The sequence below is a fragment of the Mesorhizobium sp. M7A.F.Ca.MR.362.00.0.0 genome (genome assembly GCF_004023175.1).
Classification (GTDB): domain Bacteria; phylum Pseudomonadota; class Alphaproteobacteria; order Rhizobiales; family Rhizobiaceae; genus Mesorhizobium.
Window position 1 is genome coordinate 1 of sequence record NZ_RZTF01000022.1, and the last position, 15,099, is coordinate 15,099.

The following is a 15,099-nucleotide window of genomic DNA, read 5'->3' on the forward strand; positions in this document are numbered from 1 at the left end:
CTCTCCCCGTCACTATACGGGGAGAGGATGCCGGCAGGCAGGTGAGGGGCGGCGCAGACGCTGGCCATTATGAACGGTCGCTGTGACGCTGTAGGATTATCCGGGTGGATCCTGGCGTCACGAGCCTGGAATCTTCGAAGACTGTTCCTCTTGCGCGCCAACGATCTCCCTATATTCCCGCACTTCGCCATCGAGCCCGCGCAGCCGCCAGCTCTCCCCCTGCCTGCCCTCGACATGACAGGGCCCGATCGGCACCTTGCCGCCGCCTTCCGGCAGGTCGAGCACATAGACGGGGTTGCAGATGCCCGACAGCCGCGCCCGCAGCGCTTCAGTCAGCGCCTGTCCCTGCGCGATCGTCGTGCGGCGATGCGCCATGCCGCGCGCGAGGTCGCCATGGTGCAGGTAATAGGGTTTGACGCCGAGGCGGTACATCAGCTCGCGGCAGAGCTCCTCCAGCGCCTCGATGCTGTCGTTGACGCCTTTGAGCAGAACGCTCTGGTTGAGCAGCACGAACCCGGCTTGCCGAAGCGTGCGGCAGGCCATCTCGGTTGCGTCGGTGATTTCGCGCGCATGATTGAAATGCGTGACGACAGTGACCATCAGCCGGCCCTGCAGCGCCACAACCAGCCCCGACGTGATGCGCGACGGCAGCGCCACCGGCACGCGCGTATGGATGCGCAGCAGCCGTACATGGGGGATCGCTTCGATGCGCGCGAAGATTTCGGCCAGCGCCTTGTCCGCGCCCTGGCGCTCCTGCACGACGATCGGGTGTCCCGCGATGCCTTCGACCAGAAGGATGCTGGCGCCGTCCGGCTGCGCCTTGCCGATCGCCGCCATCATGTCATAGCCCCAGCGCGCATAGTTGGAATCGACATTGATCGCGTTCGGGCTGGTCACCGAGCCGGCCGCCGTGATGAACGGAATGCCGGCCTTGGCGGCAGCGTCGATGGCGTCGTCAAGCGCCGTCGCCGAACCCGGGATCGAGGTGATGATCGAGCACTTCTTGTCGATGAAGGCGCGGATCTGGTTGATCTGCTGGCTGGCGTCATTGTTGGAGTCCGACACCTCGAAGCTGGAGACGGTGCCGTCGGCGATTAGCCCGTCGACAAGGCGCTTCAGTTCCTTGGTCACCGTGACCCGCCACGGATTGCCCTGATATGATTCCGAGTGGCACCATTTCCACGGCTTGGGCGGCGCGGTGAAATTGTCCCAGGCCGAGGGCAGCACCTTCTGGGGCGCGCCGTCATACTGCGCCTTGAGTTCGGTCGGCAGCCCGCCGATGACGCCTTGCACATCCTGGGCAAAGGCGGTCGTTGCAAGCGAGGCAAGCGCCGTTGCGGCCAGCAGGCCGCGGATCATTCCTGTCATTCTTGTTCTCCTCCGTTCGGTTGGTTCAGGCTCCTCCACCGGCAGCGCCGGACACCTGCGCCGGGAAACTCTCCCGAAACAGGCGATTGAGATCGGCAACGACCTGTCGGGCTTGATGCCGGGAGGTCATGCCGGAAAGGATGCGTTCGGACGCGGCCTGCTGGAACGGCATGTAGCCGTCATGGCGTGGCCGCACCCATGCGCCCTCCAGCGTCGCGCGCGTATCCCGATAGAAGTCGCCGGTCGCTTCATTGACGGCTTGATCTTCCCAGGCCGCTGCATGGCCGGGCTGGCCCCCGGCGGCGGCATAGGGGGCGCGCTGAACATCGCCGCTCGCGACCCAATAGGCGAAGTCGATCGCGGCATCCCTGGCTTTGGAAAAGGCTGAAACCGCTATGCCGGTGCCGCCAAGCGCCGAACCGACCGGGCCGCCGGAACCGATGACCGGAACATCGGCAAAGGCCAGCCGGTTCGCCCGAAAGCCATCCGTCGCATAGGACACGTAGCCATAGATCAGTGGCGCGCAGACGAACCTGGAACTGGCCTCCGCCATACGTTCGGAGACGGCAATCGGGTCCATCTCGAAACACGCGGGATCGACCAGCGCTGTGATCTCGCGCATTGCCTCGAAGACTTGGCTACCGATCTCCACATCGATCAGATCGTCGGATGAATCGGTCGTGCAGGCATGCCCGAGATTGCCGGCAAGCGTGTAGAAAACCATCAACACGTGAGGCGGCCGCAACGGCAGCAGCACGCGGTCTTGACGGGCGAGATCGAGCACCTCGCTCCAGCGCGCCGGCGCCGCACTGATCGCATCCGGCCGCCATGCCTGGACTTGGCTGGCCGCGTCGATCGGAAACGCCCACTGCCGCCCTTGCCAGTTGTAGCTCGGATAGGACTGGCCGACGCTGCCCGAGGCAAGGGCCGTGCGTTCCGCCCCGCGTCCGGCGACATCCAGCGGCTCCAGGCATCCTTCGGCCGTGATCTGGCCGACATGCGGATGGTCGATGACGATGAGATCATAGGCGCGCGCCAGTTCCTCGACCGGGAAGGATTCGAAGTCCTGAAGTGAGCGCTTGTCCCATTCGATCACGACGCCGGTCTTCTGCTGCCATAGCGACGAGCAGGCGACCATCGGATCGTAGCCACGCGGATGGCTCCAGGTCATGCCCTTGAGGATGGGCACGCTCACAGGCCGAACTCCGCGCGGATGGCGGCACTGTGCTCGCCGATGCGGGGCGCCGCCCGATCGACCTTGGCCCTTATGCCATCGACCCGGAGCGGCGAACTGGTGGTGAGGATCGACACATCGTCCTCGCGCGTCACAGTCTGCAGCATGTCGAGGGACTGGAACCCTTCGCTCGCCAGCATCTCCGGCCAGGTCAGCACTTTGGCGCACCAGATGTCGGCCGGCTCGAGGATATCAAGCCACTCATCGATGGTCTTGGTCGCGATCCGCTGCGCGATGATCGCCTTGATGTCGTCGCGCGCGGTGAACCAGGATGCCGGCTTGTCGCGATAGGGTGCGAGTTCGCTGAGCGACAGGAGATCGGCCAGCTTGGGGATCGGCGTCATGGCGATGGCGAGGTAGCCGTCCTTGGCCGGATAGACACCGTAAGGCGCCGACAGATAGGCATGCGCACTGCGGAAACTGGAGCGCCTGGGCAGCCGGCGGCCGTCATTGAGATGCGTGGTCAGCACCTCGAACTGGAAATCGACAAGCGCTTCCAGCAGGCTGGTTTCGATGTGGCTGCCCTGACCGGTGATACCGCGCCGCACCAGTGCGGCCAGAATGCCCTGCGCACAGGCCGCACCGGCCAGCATGTCGCCGATGGCGAGGCCGAATGGCACTGGCCCCTGGTCCTCGTCGCCGTTCAACCACATCACGCCGGAACGCGCCTGCGCCAGGAGATCCTGGCCCGGGCGTTTGACCCACGGGCCGTCCTCGCCATAGCCGCTGATCGAGGCATAGACCAGCCGCGGATTGACCTTGCGGACCGCTTCGTAGTCCAAGCCGAGCCGTTCGATGACGCCCGGCCGGAAATTCTGGATCAGCACGTCGGCCTTGGTCAGAAGGCCGCGCAGCGCCTCGAGGTCGGCCTCGTTCTTGAGGTCGATGGCAAGACTTTCCTTGGCCCGGTTGATGGCATGGAAGATGGTGGAATCGCCGCCGATCTCGGTGTCGCTGAGATAGAGCCGGCGCGACAGGTCGCCGCCATCCGGGCGCTCGATCTTGATGACGCGCGCGCCGAGATCGAGCAGCCTGAGCGAGCAATAAGGCCCGGACAGGAACTGGCTCATGTCGACGACGACGAGACCGGCGAGCGGCAATTCGGCTGCTGCCGGCATTCCTATTTCTCCGTCTTGCCGACGAAGTCGGCCGGGTTGCGGTACTTCACCGTCTGCAGGTGTTCGCAGTAGAGAACGAGTTCGCCTTCGCCCTTGAACACCTCGTAGCTGGCGCGGATCAGCCCCATCTCCTGGTAGCGGGGCTTCTTGTCGAGGTTGGAGCGGATCGAATAGATCGTGTCGCCAATGAAGACGGGTTTTATGAAGCGGAGCTTGTCGTAGCCATAGGAAAAGGCGTTGACGCAGTTGGTGGCGACCAGTCCCAGGCCAGCCGAGAAGACGAAGGCGCCGGCGATCAGCCGCTTGCCGAAAATGCCTTCGCTCTCGGCAAACATCTGGTCCTGCACATAGGGGTGGATGTCGAGCACCAGCGTGTTGAACAAATGGCTGTCGCCTTCGGCCATGGTCCGTCGCAACGAGCGGATCTTCTGCCCGACCGGCCAATCCTCATAGAACCAGTTTTCGGCGTTCCATACCGGCAGCGCGGCATGATCCGCCGGCATGTTCTTGGGATGCGTCGAGGCGACACCGACGGTGGATGCGAAATCGTTCATGACCGAATCCGCCAGTCCTGCCGAAGGGACCGCGCAACCATTTGAACACGCATCAAGGCGCCTGAATGCAAGACGTCTCCTCCCGTCAATCTTCTTTTGTAAATAGTATTTTCACATATGGGGTTGCGTTGCAAGCGTGAACAGGCGAAATTTTGGCTGCTCCCGCGCGCCGAAGCGCAGGCGGGCAGGGAGGAAATCATGCACAAGGATTGTCTGGTCTTTGTCGGCAGCCTGAACCGGGAGGCGCCGTATTTTCAGGGCGCTCGGGGCGTCGGCCTCAGCGTCTACAGCTTTGACGAGACGACGCTGGAAACCCGAAAGCTGGCTGAAGCCCATGACGTCGACAATCCAACCTTCTTCTCGGTGACGCCGGACGGTTCACACGTCTACGCCAATTCGGAAGTCTTCACCTGGCGCGAGGGAACTGTCTCCGCCTACAGCTTCGATCGTGCCTCGGGCGCGCTCACCTATCTGAACAAGCAGCCATCGCTGGGCAGCATCACCGCCCACAACACCATCACCCGCGACGGGACAAAACTGCTGGTCGCCAATTACGGCATGGGCGGGGGCGGCCCGGACCGCGCCGTGGCGGTTTATGGTTTCGAAAAGGACGGCGCGCTGACGGCCCCGCTGGCCAGCGTCTCGCATTCCGGCACCGGCCCGAATGCGGCACGACAGGAACGCTCGCACGCCCACAGTATTACCGAAACCATTGCCGGCGGGACAGCCATCGTCGCCGATCTCGGCATCGACCGGCTGGTGTCCTACCGGATCGAGCACGATGGCAACCTGACCAAGCTTGCGGAATCCGCTTTGCCGGCGGGCGCCGGTCCACGCCACCTCGCACTGCATCCGAACGGACGCTTCGTCTTCGTTATGAACGAGCTGGATTCGACCATCGTGGCGATGGCGCTGGACGAAGCCTCGGGCAAGCTCACGCTCATCGACGCCAAGCCGGCGGTGCCGGCCGAGGCGCGCGACAGCAACCATTGCGCCGACATCCAGATCTCGCCGGATGGCCGTTTTGTCTACGGCTCCAACCGTGGCCATGACAGCGTCGTCATCATGGCGGTCGACCAGCAGACGGGTTCGCTGAGCCTCGTCGGCTATATCTCTTGTGGTGGCGCGACGCCGCGCAATCTGGCGCTGACGCCGTCAGGCGGCCATCTGTTTTCCGCCAACCAGAACGCCGACCGCATCTCGATCTTCGCTCGCGACGCCGAGACCGGCATACTCAGCGACACCGGGCGCGCCATCGAGATCGGCACGCCGATGTGCGTCAAGATCGTGCGTTGAACGCCGACAACTGTGAAGCCTTGGACAAAATCGCCCTGGGCTCAAGCCTGTTGTATTGCCGAGAGCTTCCAGTTCGAGCCATTCTCACGCACGAATGTCCACAGCTCGGTCGTCTCTGTCGGATGATCATCGTCGCCCGCGACGACCTTGCCGCTGGCCCGTTCGCGCGTCACGTCACGAGACTCGTAGCGCAATGCGGCCGTGGCGTAGTCGCGCTCATCCTCACGCCAGCTTTCAGCGACGTCGGCCTGCAGCAACGTGATGTCCGTTACCTCGTTCCTGAGACCTTTCTGGGCATTGTCGGCCAGCTCTTCCGACAGATAGGATACCATTTCGGGGGTAACAGCCCGGCGCAGAGCGGCATGGTCTTCGCGCCCGAATGCTTCCTGGACATCGGTCAACAGCTGCTGGAATGCGTCGAGGTCGGTCTGAGCCAGCGTGATCTCATCAGAACCGATGGCCGGAGAGCTTCCGCCCGAACCACCGCCAAAGCCGGGAATTGTGAAGGAGCCTGCAGTCTGCTGCCCTGCCGTTGCGCGGTTCTCAAATCTCGAAGCCTGGGCATTGCCGGCACCGGCGAGCGCTGGCGCAGGACCACGCGCCGATTGCGAGCGGAAGAAGCGGATAGCCAGCATGATCGCGCCACCGATGAGCAGGGCCTGAAGCAGGAAACCGAACATGCCGGCCAAGCCGCCGAAGCCTTGGCCGACGAGCAGGCCGATCAGGCCGCCGAGCAGCAGGCCCCGCATCATCGTTCCACCGAAACCGCTCATGAAGCCGGGCCTCTGCGGGCCTGCCTGCGGCTGCCGGGCCGCGTTGTTCACACCGGTGTTGGGCGTCATCGAACGCTCGACTGGAGCGGTCGGGGCCGGTGCGGTCCTGGTCGGCGGTGCCGATTGGAACGTGCGCATGCCACGACTGCCGAAACTGCCGCCGCGGCGCGCCTCGGCATGGTCTATCGCGACCATCGAAAACGCCAGGAACAGTCCTGCAAAGAGGGCTGCAAATCGGCTTGTACGGGAAGTCATCGGAGATGAACCTTTGTCTCTGCGGTTTCGGAAATTTTCAGCCGTCGCCGGGTGCCGGCGTTATACGGTCAATCGAACAACTCTTCGAAAAATGATTTCTTCCGCTTTGGATAGCGGTGGCCGTGGGAGCGGGAATAATCGTCGTCGCGGCCCTGGCCGTGTTGCGGCTGGGAGAACGCTGCCGGCTGTGGCTGCGGCGCGGGCGCCGCTTCCCTGCCGGAACGCTCGATGATCTTGTCGAGTTCTCCCCGATCAAGCCAGACGCCGCGGCACTGCGGACAGTAGTCGATTTCGATACCCTGGCGTTCGCTCATCACGAGCGCAACGCGGCAGGAGGGGCAAGTCATGCCAAGGAGAGAAGGAGATGTCATACGGCGCTCCAAACCAAAAAAGAAGGAACCCGCTCGACCGAAAAGGATGAAAACGGGCCCGTTACAGCGGTCCGACATCACAGTCGCCAAAAGCGACAGTCAGAGGGGCCCGGCCCGCAGGGGACAATTAGGAATGCAGCGCCGCGCCTTCAAGGGGCGATATTGCCCGCAAGAGTGATTTGTTCGCCATCTCTGCTCAGACCGTGACCACGATTTCAAATCGTCACCACGATTTCAGATCGTCACCACGATTTCAGATCGTCACCACGATCTTGCCGAACTGCTCGTTCGACTCCAGGTGGCGATGCGCCTCGACGATTTGGTCGAACGCGAAGGTCCTATCGATGATCGGCTTTAGAGTCCCGGTCTCGAGTCCTGCGAGGATGAAAGCCTTGGCGGCCTCCAGTTTCGCCGGGTTGCCGGTGATCTCGTGGACGAGATAGCCGCGCAGCGTCAGCGTCTTGGCCAGCACGGCGAATAGCGGAAACGGTGTCGGCGCGTGGCTCAGTCCGCCATATTCGATGAGGATGCCGCTATGCGACATGGCCGCCGTCAGCGGCTCGAAGATCGGGCCGCCGACCGCATCGAACACGACGCGCACGCCTCGCGGCCCGGCGATCTGGTTCAACCGCGCCGCCAGATCTTCCTCCGTCGAGGCCACGACTTCGGCCGCACCGGCCTCGAGCAGCGCCCGCATCTTCGCCGATGTTCGCGTCACCGCAATCGTCGTCGCGCCCACACTGTTGGCGATCTGGATCGCGGCAAGCCCGACACTGCTCGACGCCGCGGTGATCACCACGTGGTCTCCGCTGTGCAGCCCGGCGATATCGATCAGCGCGCCATAGGCGGTGAGGTACTGCATCCAGACCGCCGCTGCCGTTTGCCAGTCGAGCGACGGCGGGTGCTTGACGATAAGTTCCGCGGGATAAGTGGCAAGCTCGCCATAGGCCGGCCAGCGGATCATCGATTGCGGCGGGATGACACTGACGCTGTCGCCCGGCGCGAAATCCTTCACGCCGTCGCCTATAGCCTCGATAACACCCGCCGCCTCGAGGCCAAGCCCGGAGGGCAGCGTCGGCGTCTCGATATAGGCACCCGCGCGCAGCAGCGCCTCGGCGCGGTTGAGGCCGAGCGCCTTGACGCGGATTTGAACTTCGCCCGGACCCGGTGGGGGAAGCTCGGCATCCTCGATGCGCAGAACCTCAGGGCCGCCATGCTGGTGAAAGCGAACCACACGTGTCATTCGGGATACTCCAAATCAACTGGACCGAATGAGCTATGCAGCTAGGCTGCCTGGGGATAAATGGCTGTAAGAGAAGAACAGTAGAAACCAGGAGTTCCGAATATGGATCGGCTCGAAAGCATGGCTGTGTTCGTCAAGGCCGTCGATCTCGGCTCGTTCGCGGCAGCAGCGGTCGCCCTGGACGTCTCGGGACCGATGGTTGGCAAGCATGTCCGGTCTCTCGAAGAACGGCTTGGCGTTCGCCTGCTCAACCGGACCACACGCCGGCAGAACCTGACCGATTTCGGCCGCGCTTACTATGAACGCTGTCGGGTGGTGCTGGCCGAGGCCGACGCCGCAGATGCGCTCGCCGCCGACCAGTTTTCGGAGCCACGCGGAAAACTGCGCGTCACCATGCCGGCGCATTTCGGTCGCCACTGCGTGACGCCCGTGCTGCTGAAACTCGCCCGGCAATATCCGATGCTGGAACTCGATCTATCTCTCAGCGATCGCTTCGCCGATCTTGCCGAGGATGGCTACGATCTCGCCATTCGGACCGGTGCTCTGGGCGACAAAGCGGGGGTGATCGCACGCCGCGTCGCGCGCCAGGACATGGTCGTCTGCGCCGCACCTTCCTATCTTAGAATTCATGGCGAACCGCGACAGATCGAGGATCTCGCCGACCATCAGGCAATTGTCTACCGCCGGCTCGGCCAGATCATTCAGCCCTGGCTATTTGCGCGAGAGGGGCAACCGGTGCAGGAGATCATACCGACCGGCCGTCTGCGGCTCGACGATCTCGATGCCATCGCTGACGCGGCTGCCGACGGCATGGGCCTTGCCTGGTTGCCCTGGTGGCTGGTGCGCGAGCGCATTGAAGCCGGCGTTCTGCTGGCGCTGTTGCCGGATCAGCCGAGATATCTCTACGACTGCTACGCCCTTTGGCTGCAGACGCCGCATCTACCGCTGAAGGTGCGGCTGGCCGTCGATGCGCTGGCGGCTGCCTTACCGAAGTCGATGGCCTAACCGCAGCGTCGCAGTCGCTCTCAGTTGAGATCGCGCGGATACTCCTTGACCTCGTTGCGGTCGACGATCAGCTCATCGCCATCATGGGCGGTGATGTGGGTCTCGATCCGCCAGACGTCGCGCAGCGCGCGCACCGTCGCCTTCACTGAAAGGCGCACCTGCCAGTCGCCGCGACCATAGGACTTGTCCCATTTGCAGGTGCCGACCGCCGAGTTCGGATCGTCGGGGTGGATGGTGAACCGGTCGACATGCCTCGCCGCAACGGTCATCTGCGTATGTGGATGCCGCACCGTGCCGCCATCATTGACGACCTGGTAGACGGTCTCGCCGGTGACCTGGTCCGTCGACACCGAGCGCTGGAAGCCGTCGCCCTTGGCCAGCACCTCCTGCTCCATCGGCGCGGCGCTTTCCGGAGTCAGGAAAACCCCCAGTGTGTCGTCCAGCTTCTGCTGCGCGCGCACCGGCAGGATCAGCCGGCTGTCGCCGCAATGGATCGACAACGTCGCCTGCTCGGCCGTCGGGAAGACGATCGGCCAATGCGATGTCGCCAGCGCCAGCCGGATACGCTCGCCGACCTCGAAACGTTGCCCGCAGCAGCGCAGCTTGATGCGCACCGTTTCCGCCTGGCCAGGCACCATCGGCTCGATGTCCAGATCATCGTTGCGATGGCTCAGATTGAGGATGCCGTAGCTGATACGCGAGGCGGCACCTTCAGGAAATACCTGCGACAGCGTGGCGGACAGAAGGGCGACGGGCTTGTCGGAGGAGAGCTTGACCTCGAATTCGGGGAAGCCAAGGATCTCGACCGCTTCGGTCAACGGCGCCGTCTCGAAGATCAGGGCATTGCCTTCTTCCATGCGCTGGTCGACCGGCAAGGTCGGCATCACGCCATAGCCGCACCAGGCGCCGGACGACAGGCCGGCCGTCTGTGGCGATGAAACCTCCAGGATCGCGTTTGCGCCCTTGGCTTCGCTCAGCACATGCGGCGCAAGGTTCAGCACCTTTTCGCCGACGCCGGGTCCCGGCCACGCCGGTTCCGCCACCCAGCGGCCGGGCCGCTCGTCATAGATCGCCGCCGGCCGTGCGGGATCCTGGATCCAGGCGCGCAGCATCGGCTCGTCGGCAATGCCGGTGTCGATGCCCTTGAGATATTGATCCCACCAGCGCAGGCACTCCTGCAGGAAGCCGATACGCGGTCCGGGCATGGCGAAGTGCGGATATTTGTGGCCCCAGGGTCCGATCAGGCCCTTGCGAGGACCGCTCAGTTTTTCCAGCATCCGGAAGATCGGATTGGGATAGCCGTCGGCCCAGCCGCCGACGGCATAGACCGGGATCCCGACATCGGCATAATCCTCGCAGATCGAACCGTGCTTGTAGAAATCATCGCGGCGCTGGTGTTCGAACCAGTCCTGCATCCAGATGCCGTTGCCGTTCAGCCGTTGCTCCCAGAGATCGCGCCAGCGGTCGCCGACGATGAGCGGATCCGGTGGCGTCATGGCGATGGCCCAGGCGGTGGTTCCCCACATCAGATTGTCGCACATCATCGCGCCGCCGAGATAATGCACGTCGTCGTTGTAGCGGTCGTCGGTCGAGCACAGCGAGACGACGGCTTTCAGCGCCGGCGGGCGGCGGGCGGCGACCTGCAGCCCGTTGAAGCCGCCCCAGCTGATGCCGATCATGCCGACACTACCCGAGCACCAGGATTGCCGGGCCAGCCATTCGATCACCGCCAGGCAATCGTCCTGCTCCTGCTTCAGATATTCACCCTTGCACAGCCCCTCGCTGTCGCCCGAGCCGCGCATATCGACCCGCACGCCGGCATAGCCGTGACCGGCGAAATAGGGATGCGTCAGCGCATCGCGCTCCACCGTTCCATCGCGCTTGCGATATGGCAGATATTCGAGGATCGCCGGCACCGGATCGGCCTCCGCGTCTTCCGGCAACCAGATGCGTGCGGCCAGCTTGACGCCGTCCGGCATCGGAATCCACAAATTCTCGATCTCGCGGACTTTGCGCGGGAAATCGGTGACGACGCGGATATCTTGCATGGCGGCTCCTCTCAACGCCCCGGCCGACACTTGCGCCGGTGGCGATCCTTATGTGTTCAGCGGGAAATGGCAGGTCAGGCGGCTGTCGCCAACTGCGACCGGGACGGGGACATCCACCGCGCAGCGGCCCTGGGCCTGCGGACAGCGTGTGTGAAATTCGCAGCCTGAAGGGCGCGCCAACAAGGACGGAACGTCAGCCGGCAGCGTGATGCGCTGATGCACCCTGTCGGGATCGGGCTCTGGATTGGCCGAGAGAAGGGCCGCCGTATAGGGATGATGCGGCGCGCGGAAGATCGCTTCGGTTTCGCCCTGTTCGATGAAGCGTCCGAGATACATCACCGCCATGCGGTCGGCGATCTGGCGCACGACATGCAGATTGTGGGTGATGATCAGCATCGACAGGCCCATGCGGTCACGCAGGTCGTTGAGCAGGTTCAGCACCTCTCCCTGCACCGAGACGTCGAGGCCGGCTGTCGGCTCGTCGGCGACGACCAGAACCGGGTCCAGCGCGATCGCCCGCGCCACACCGACGCGGCGCGCCTGGCCGCCGGAAAGCTGGTGCGGGTAGCGGTCAGCGAAATCGCGCGGCAGCCCGACCAGTGCAAGAAGTCGTGTGACTTCGGCGTTGAGATCGCGATCCGACAGTCCGTGGATGACGAAAGGCTCCGAGAGCAGCGACCGCACGCTGAGCCGTGGTGACAGCGATCCGACCGGATCCTGGAACATCATCGGCATGCGCCGCCGCACCGGTTTCATGGCGGCGTTGGACAGGCCTTGCAGTTCCTGCCCTTCAAACAGGATCGTGCCCGCTTTCACCGGCTGAAGACCGTTGAGCGTGCGCGCCAGCGTCGTCTTGCCCGAGCCGGATTCGCCGACCAGCGCGAAGGTGCTGCCTCGTTGAAGCGTGAAGCTGACACCGGACACCGCTTCGATCTCGGTGGCTCGCCCGGCAAGTCTGGCGGACAGGCCGCCAACCCGGAACGAGACTCGCAAATCGCTGACACGGAGCAGGTCGTCGGAGCTCATGCGTTCATCGCTCCCAAGGGAATGTCCGCATGCCAGCAGCGGGCGATGTGAGACCCACCGAGGATTGCGCTGGGAGGCGTCGTCAGGCATTGGGCGTCGGCGCGATCGCAGCGCGGCTGGAAGACGCAGCCGCTCGGGCGGCGGCGCAGGTCCGGCAAGGTCCCGGCGATGGTCGGCAGGCGGGCAACCCGCTGCGACAGCCGGGCCGGATCGCAGGCCAGCAGCTTCTGCGTGTAGGGATGTCGGGCGTCGTGGAATATCTCGCGGGTCGTGCCGCTCTCCACCACCTCACCGGCATACATCACGATCATCTCGTCGCAGAGTTCGGCAATCACGCCCAGATGATGCGAGATGAACAGCACCGAGCAGCCGATGTCGCGCTGCAGATCCTTGAGCAGTTCGATAGTGGCCACCTCCAGCGTGGCATCGAGCGCAGTCGTCGGCTCGTCGGCGATCAGCAGCGCCGGTTCCATCATCAGCGCCATGGCGATGGCGATGCGCTGCTTCATGCCGCCGGAGAACTCGTGCGGAAACTGCGTCAGCCGGCTTTCCGGATCGGGAATGCGAACCTTGCGCAGCATTGCGACCGAGCGCGCATCCTTGTCCCGCTTCGACAGGTTCGAGCGATACTGGATGTCGCGCATCTGGCGCCCCACCGAAAGCACCGGGTTGAGCGCACCCATCGGGTCCTGGAACACGGTGGCGATCCTGAGGCCGCGCAAGCCGCGCATCGCGGTGGGGTCGAGCCGGGCAAGGTCCTTGTCGCCCTCGAAGATGATCTCGCCCGATGTGATTTCACCATTGTCGGCGAGCAGGCCGAGAATGGCGTTGATGAGCGTCGATTTCCCGCAGCCGGATTCGCCGACCACGCCGACGCTGCGGTTGGCCGGCACGGAAAAGCTCACCTGCTTCAGCGCCTCCAGTGGCCCACTCTCGGTGTGGAAGGCGACGCTCAGATTCTTGACCTCGAGAACCGTCATGAGCGCCCCTTCAGCCGGGGATCGAAGAGGTCGCGCAGCGTCTCGCCGAAGAAGGTGAAACCGAGTGTCGTCAGCACGATCGGCAGGCCGCCGGCAATCACGATCCAGTAGGAATCGCGAATGTTGGCGAAGCCGTCATTGAGGATCGCGCCCCAGCTCGGCGTCGGCGGCCGCACGCCGAGCCCGAGAAAGCTCATGCCGGCCTCGATCGCCACCACCACGGGAATGTCCATCGATATCAAGATCAGGATCGGGCCGATGATGTTGGGCAGGATGTGGACGCGCAGGATGCGGCCCGCACTGGCGCCCATCGAGCGCGCCGCCATGACATGTTCGGCTGATTTGAGCACCAGCGTCTGGGTTCTGATGATGCGGGCATAGCCCGGCACATTGACCAGCATCACCACCAGCACCACCGCGTAGAGCGAGGGGCCGAACAGGGTGACCAGCGTCAGCGCCAGCATAACGGTGGGAAAGCTCTTCACCGCGTCGAAGATCAGCAGCAGCACATTGTCGAGCCAGCGCGGCCCATAGCCTGCGATCAGCCCCAGCACGACGCCGACAACCAGCGACACCGCTGTCGCGCCCAGCGCGATCAAAAGCGCGACGCGCCCGCCATAGAGCACCCGGGTGAGAAGATCGCGGCCGAGATGGTCGGTGCCGAGCAGATGCAGGAGGCTAGGCGAAGCGAAACGTTCGGCCGGCGATATCTTGCTCGGCGCATAGCTGGTCAGGCCGCTGGCGAACACCGCCGACAGCACCACCACCGTCACCAGCGTCAGGCCGATGGCGCCCAGCGGTTCGCGCATGATGCGGCGCACGGTGCGCCATATCATGCCGAGACGGGAGCTGCGGGATGGCAGCTCAGTTGAAACTTGATCTGACACGGGGATCCAATAGGCCGACCAGAATGTCGGCCGCTACGTTGACGAGGACGAAGAAGACCGTGGTGACCAGCACGGCTCCGGAGACGATGGGGTAGTTGCGCACCGAGATCGCCTCATACACCAGCTTGCCGATGCCGGGGCGGGCGAAGACGATTTCGGCGAAAACGGAAGACGACAGCATGTGGCCGATGCCGACGCCGAGCAAGGTGATGGTCGGCAGCACGGCGATGCGCAGCGCATAGGTGTAGACGATCCGGTGCTCGGTCAGGCCGAAGGCGCGCGCCGTGCGGATATGGCTGGCCTCCAGCGTCTCCAGCATCGAGGCCCGCACCATGCGCGAGATATAGCCGATCCAGCCAAGGCCGACCGCCAGAGACGGCAGGATGAGGTGCTGAAGCCGGCTGGCGAGGTCGCCCGGTTCGCCGGCGCCGATCGCCGGAAGCCATTGCAGGGCGACCGCAAACACCAGCAGCGAATAGATGGCGACGACGAAGGATGGCACGGCGATCATCGCCACCGACAGGACCCCGATCACCTGGTCGACAAAGCCGCCGCGCCGCACCGCTGCGATGCAGCCAAGCGGGATGCCCAGCGCCACCGACCACGTGATGCCGCCGACCACCAGCGCCAGCGTGAACGGAAGCTGTTCCATCACCACGTCCAGAACTGGCCGGTTCGACAGAACCTCGGTGCCGAGATCGCCATGCAAGGCAGAGCCGTAGAAGTTCACGAATTGCCGCCAGACAGGTTGATCCAAGCCCATACGCTCGCGTAGCGCCTCCTTCATCTCCGGCGTCGCGCGTGGCCCCAGCGCGACGGAGGCCGGGTCTCCGGGAATGAGGTAGACCATGGCGAACATCATCATCATGGCGACGCTGATGATGATGGCGCCAAGCCACAGACGCTTGAGGGCGTAGCGGATCATTTTCGGTACCTGTCGG

The 15,099-nt window shown here is 64.1% G+C and carries 14 protein-coding genes; 2 read left to right on the top strand and 12 right to left on the bottom strand.

Annotated elements, in window-relative coordinates:
• Positions 1 to 117: 117 nt before the first annotated feature.
• The 4 genes from EOC06_RS41750 to EOC06_RS05370 are packed head-to-tail and all read right to left on the bottom strand — an operon-like array spanning position 118 to position 4,274.
• The gene (locus EOC06_RS41750) at positions 118 to 1,368 is read right to left on the bottom strand and encodes a substrate-binding domain-containing protein (RefSeq protein ID WP_128307259.1); all 1,251 of its coding nucleotides are present in this window, start codon (positions 1,366 to 1,368) and stop codon (positions 118 to 120) included.
• 25 nt (positions 1,369 to 1,393) lie between these two features.
• Positions 1,394 to 2,563, bottom strand: a complete 1,170-nt coding sequence (locus EOC06_RS05360; protein WP_128307260.1) for an extracellular solute-binding protein — start codon at positions 2,561 to 2,563, stop codon at positions 1,394 to 1,396.
• Positions 2,560 to 3,720 (bottom strand): CaiB/BaiF CoA-transferase family protein, encoded by a 1,161-nt coding sequence (locus EOC06_RS05365; protein ID WP_128307261.1) that lies wholly within the window; start codon positions 3,718 to 3,720, stop codon positions 2,560 to 2,562. The genes EOC06_RS05360 and EOC06_RS05365 overlap by 4 nt, the downstream gene beginning before the upstream one ends.
• Before the next feature lie 2 nt (positions 3,721 to 3,722).
• The gene (locus EOC06_RS05370) at positions 3,723 to 4,274 is read right to left on the bottom strand and encodes a MaoC family dehydratase (RefSeq protein WP_127270127.1); all 552 of its coding nucleotides are present in this window, start codon (positions 4,272 to 4,274) and stop codon (positions 3,723 to 3,725) included.
• Positions 4,275 to 4,472: 198 nt separating this feature from the next.
• Between EOC06_RS05370 and EOC06_RS05375 the strand changes: the two genes are divergently transcribed.
• Positions 4,473 to 5,570, top strand: coding sequence for a lactonase family protein (locus tag EOC06_RS05375; protein WP_128307262.1), 1,098 nt, complete (start codon positions 4,473 to 4,475; stop codon positions 5,568 to 5,570).
• A gap of 41 nt (positions 5,571 to 5,611) precedes the next feature.
• On the opposite strand, the gene EOC06_RS05380 is transcribed toward EOC06_RS05375, so the two are convergent.
• From EOC06_RS05380 to EOC06_RS05390, 3 genes are all read right to left on the bottom strand, one after another.
• Positions 5,612 to 6,598 carry a Tim44 domain-containing protein gene (locus EOC06_RS05380; RefSeq protein WP_128307263.1) on the bottom strand — a complete coding sequence of 329 codons (987 nt, stop codon included), beginning with the start codon at positions 6,596 to 6,598 and terminating at the stop codon, positions 5,612 to 5,614.
• 68 nt (positions 6,599 to 6,666) lie between these two features.
• Positions 6,667 to 6,969, bottom strand: coding sequence for a zf-TFIIB domain-containing protein (locus EOC06_RS05385; RefSeq protein ID WP_127270121.1), 303 nt, complete (start codon positions 6,967 to 6,969; stop codon positions 6,667 to 6,669).
• Between the two features lie 253 nt (positions 6,970 to 7,222).
• The gene (locus tag EOC06_RS05390) at positions 7,223 to 8,212 is read right to left on the bottom strand and encodes a zinc-dependent alcohol dehydrogenase family protein (RefSeq protein ID WP_128307264.1); all 990 of its coding nucleotides are present in this window, start codon (positions 8,210 to 8,212) and stop codon (positions 7,223 to 7,225) included.
• A gap of 102 nt (positions 8,213 to 8,314) precedes the next feature.
• Between EOC06_RS05390 and EOC06_RS05395 the strand changes: the two genes are divergently transcribed.
• A complete protein-coding gene (locus tag EOC06_RS05395) occupies positions 8,315 to 9,217 on the top strand; it encodes a LysR family transcriptional regulator (RefSeq protein WP_127381975.1) in 903 nt (300 codons plus the stop codon).
• Positions 9,218 to 9,237: 20 nt separating this feature from the next.
• Here the strand turns inward: EOC06_RS05395 and EOC06_RS05400 are convergent, their stop codons facing one another.
• From EOC06_RS05400 to EOC06_RS05420, 5 genes are read right to left on the bottom strand one after another with little or no spacing between them, the layout of a single operon-like run.
• The gene (locus tag EOC06_RS05400) at positions 9,238 to 11,265 is read right to left on the bottom strand and encodes a CocE/NonD family hydrolase (protein WP_128307265.1); all 2,028 of its coding nucleotides are present in this window, start codon (positions 11,263 to 11,265) and stop codon (positions 9,238 to 9,240) included.
• A 48-nt stretch (positions 11,266 to 11,313) separates the two neighbouring features.
• On the bottom strand, positions 11,314 to 12,291 hold the full coding sequence (locus EOC06_RS05405; protein ID WP_128307266.1) for an ABC transporter ATP-binding protein: 978 nt from the start codon (positions 12,289 to 12,291) through the stop codon (positions 11,314 to 11,316).
• Positions 12,288 to 13,271, bottom strand: a complete 984-nt coding sequence (locus EOC06_RS05410; protein ID WP_128307267.1) for an ABC transporter ATP-binding protein — start codon at positions 13,269 to 13,271, stop codon at positions 12,288 to 12,290. The genes EOC06_RS05405 and EOC06_RS05410 overlap by 4 nt, the downstream gene beginning before the upstream one ends.
• Positions 13,268 to 14,107, bottom strand: coding sequence for an ABC transporter permease (locus EOC06_RS05415; protein ID WP_127395805.1), 840 nt, complete (start codon positions 14,105 to 14,107; stop codon positions 13,268 to 13,270). The genes EOC06_RS05410 and EOC06_RS05415 overlap by 4 nt, the downstream gene beginning before the upstream one ends.
• A 28-nt stretch (positions 14,108 to 14,135) precedes the next feature.
• A complete protein-coding gene (locus tag EOC06_RS05420; RefSeq protein ID WP_127268564.1) occupies positions 14,136 to 15,083 on the bottom strand; it encodes an ABC transporter permease in 948 nt (315 codons plus the stop codon).
• Positions 15,084 to 15,099: the final 16 nt, after the last annotated feature.

Coding starts and splice junctions, on each gene's coding strand:
- EOC06_RS41750 (WP_128307259.1), bottom strand. CDS start 1,368: ATGACAGGAATGATCCGCGGCCTGCTGGCCGCAACGGCGCTTGCCTCG.
- EOC06_RS05365 (WP_128307261.1), bottom strand. CDS start 3,720: ATGCCGGCAGCAGCCGAATTGCCGCTCGCCGGTCTCGTCGTCGTCGAC.
- EOC06_RS05370 (WP_127270127.1), bottom strand. CDS start 4,274: ATGAACGATTTCGCATCCACCGTCGGTGTCGCCTCGACGCATCCCAAG.
- EOC06_RS05375 (WP_128307262.1), top strand. CDS start 4,473: ATGCACAAGGATTGTCTGGTCTTTGTCGGCAGCCTGAACCGGGAGGCG.
- EOC06_RS05380 (WP_128307263.1), bottom strand. CDS start 6,598: ATGACTTCCCGTACAAGCCGATTTGCAGCCCTCTTTGCAGGACTGTTC.
- EOC06_RS05385 (WP_127270121.1), bottom strand. CDS start 6,969: ATGACATCTCCTTCTCTCCTTGGCATGACTTGCCCCTCCTGCCGCGTT.
- EOC06_RS05390 (WP_128307264.1), bottom strand. CDS start 8,212: ATGACACGTGTGGTTCGCTTTCACCAGCATGGCGGCCCTGAGGTTCTG.
- EOC06_RS05395 (WP_127381975.1), top strand. CDS start 8,315: ATGGATCGGCTCGAAAGCATGGCTGTGTTCGTCAAGGCCGTCGATCTC.
- EOC06_RS05400 (WP_128307265.1), bottom strand. CDS start 11,265: ATGCAAGATATCCGCGTCGTCACCGATTTCCCGCGCAAAGTCCGCGAG.
- EOC06_RS05405 (WP_128307266.1), bottom strand. CDS start 12,291: ATGAGCTCCGACGACCTGCTCCGTGTCAGCGATTTGCGAGTCTCGTTC.
- EOC06_RS05410 (WP_128307267.1), bottom strand. CDS start 13,271: ATGACGGTTCTCGAGGTCAAGAATCTGAGCGTCGCCTTCCACACCGAG.
- EOC06_RS05415 (WP_127395805.1), bottom strand. CDS start 14,107: ATGATATGGCGCACCGTGCGCCGCATCATGCGCGAACCGCTGGGCGCC.
- EOC06_RS05420 (WP_127268564.1), bottom strand. CDS start 15,083: ATGATCCGCTACGCCCTCAAGCGTCTGTGGCTTGGCGCCATCATCATC.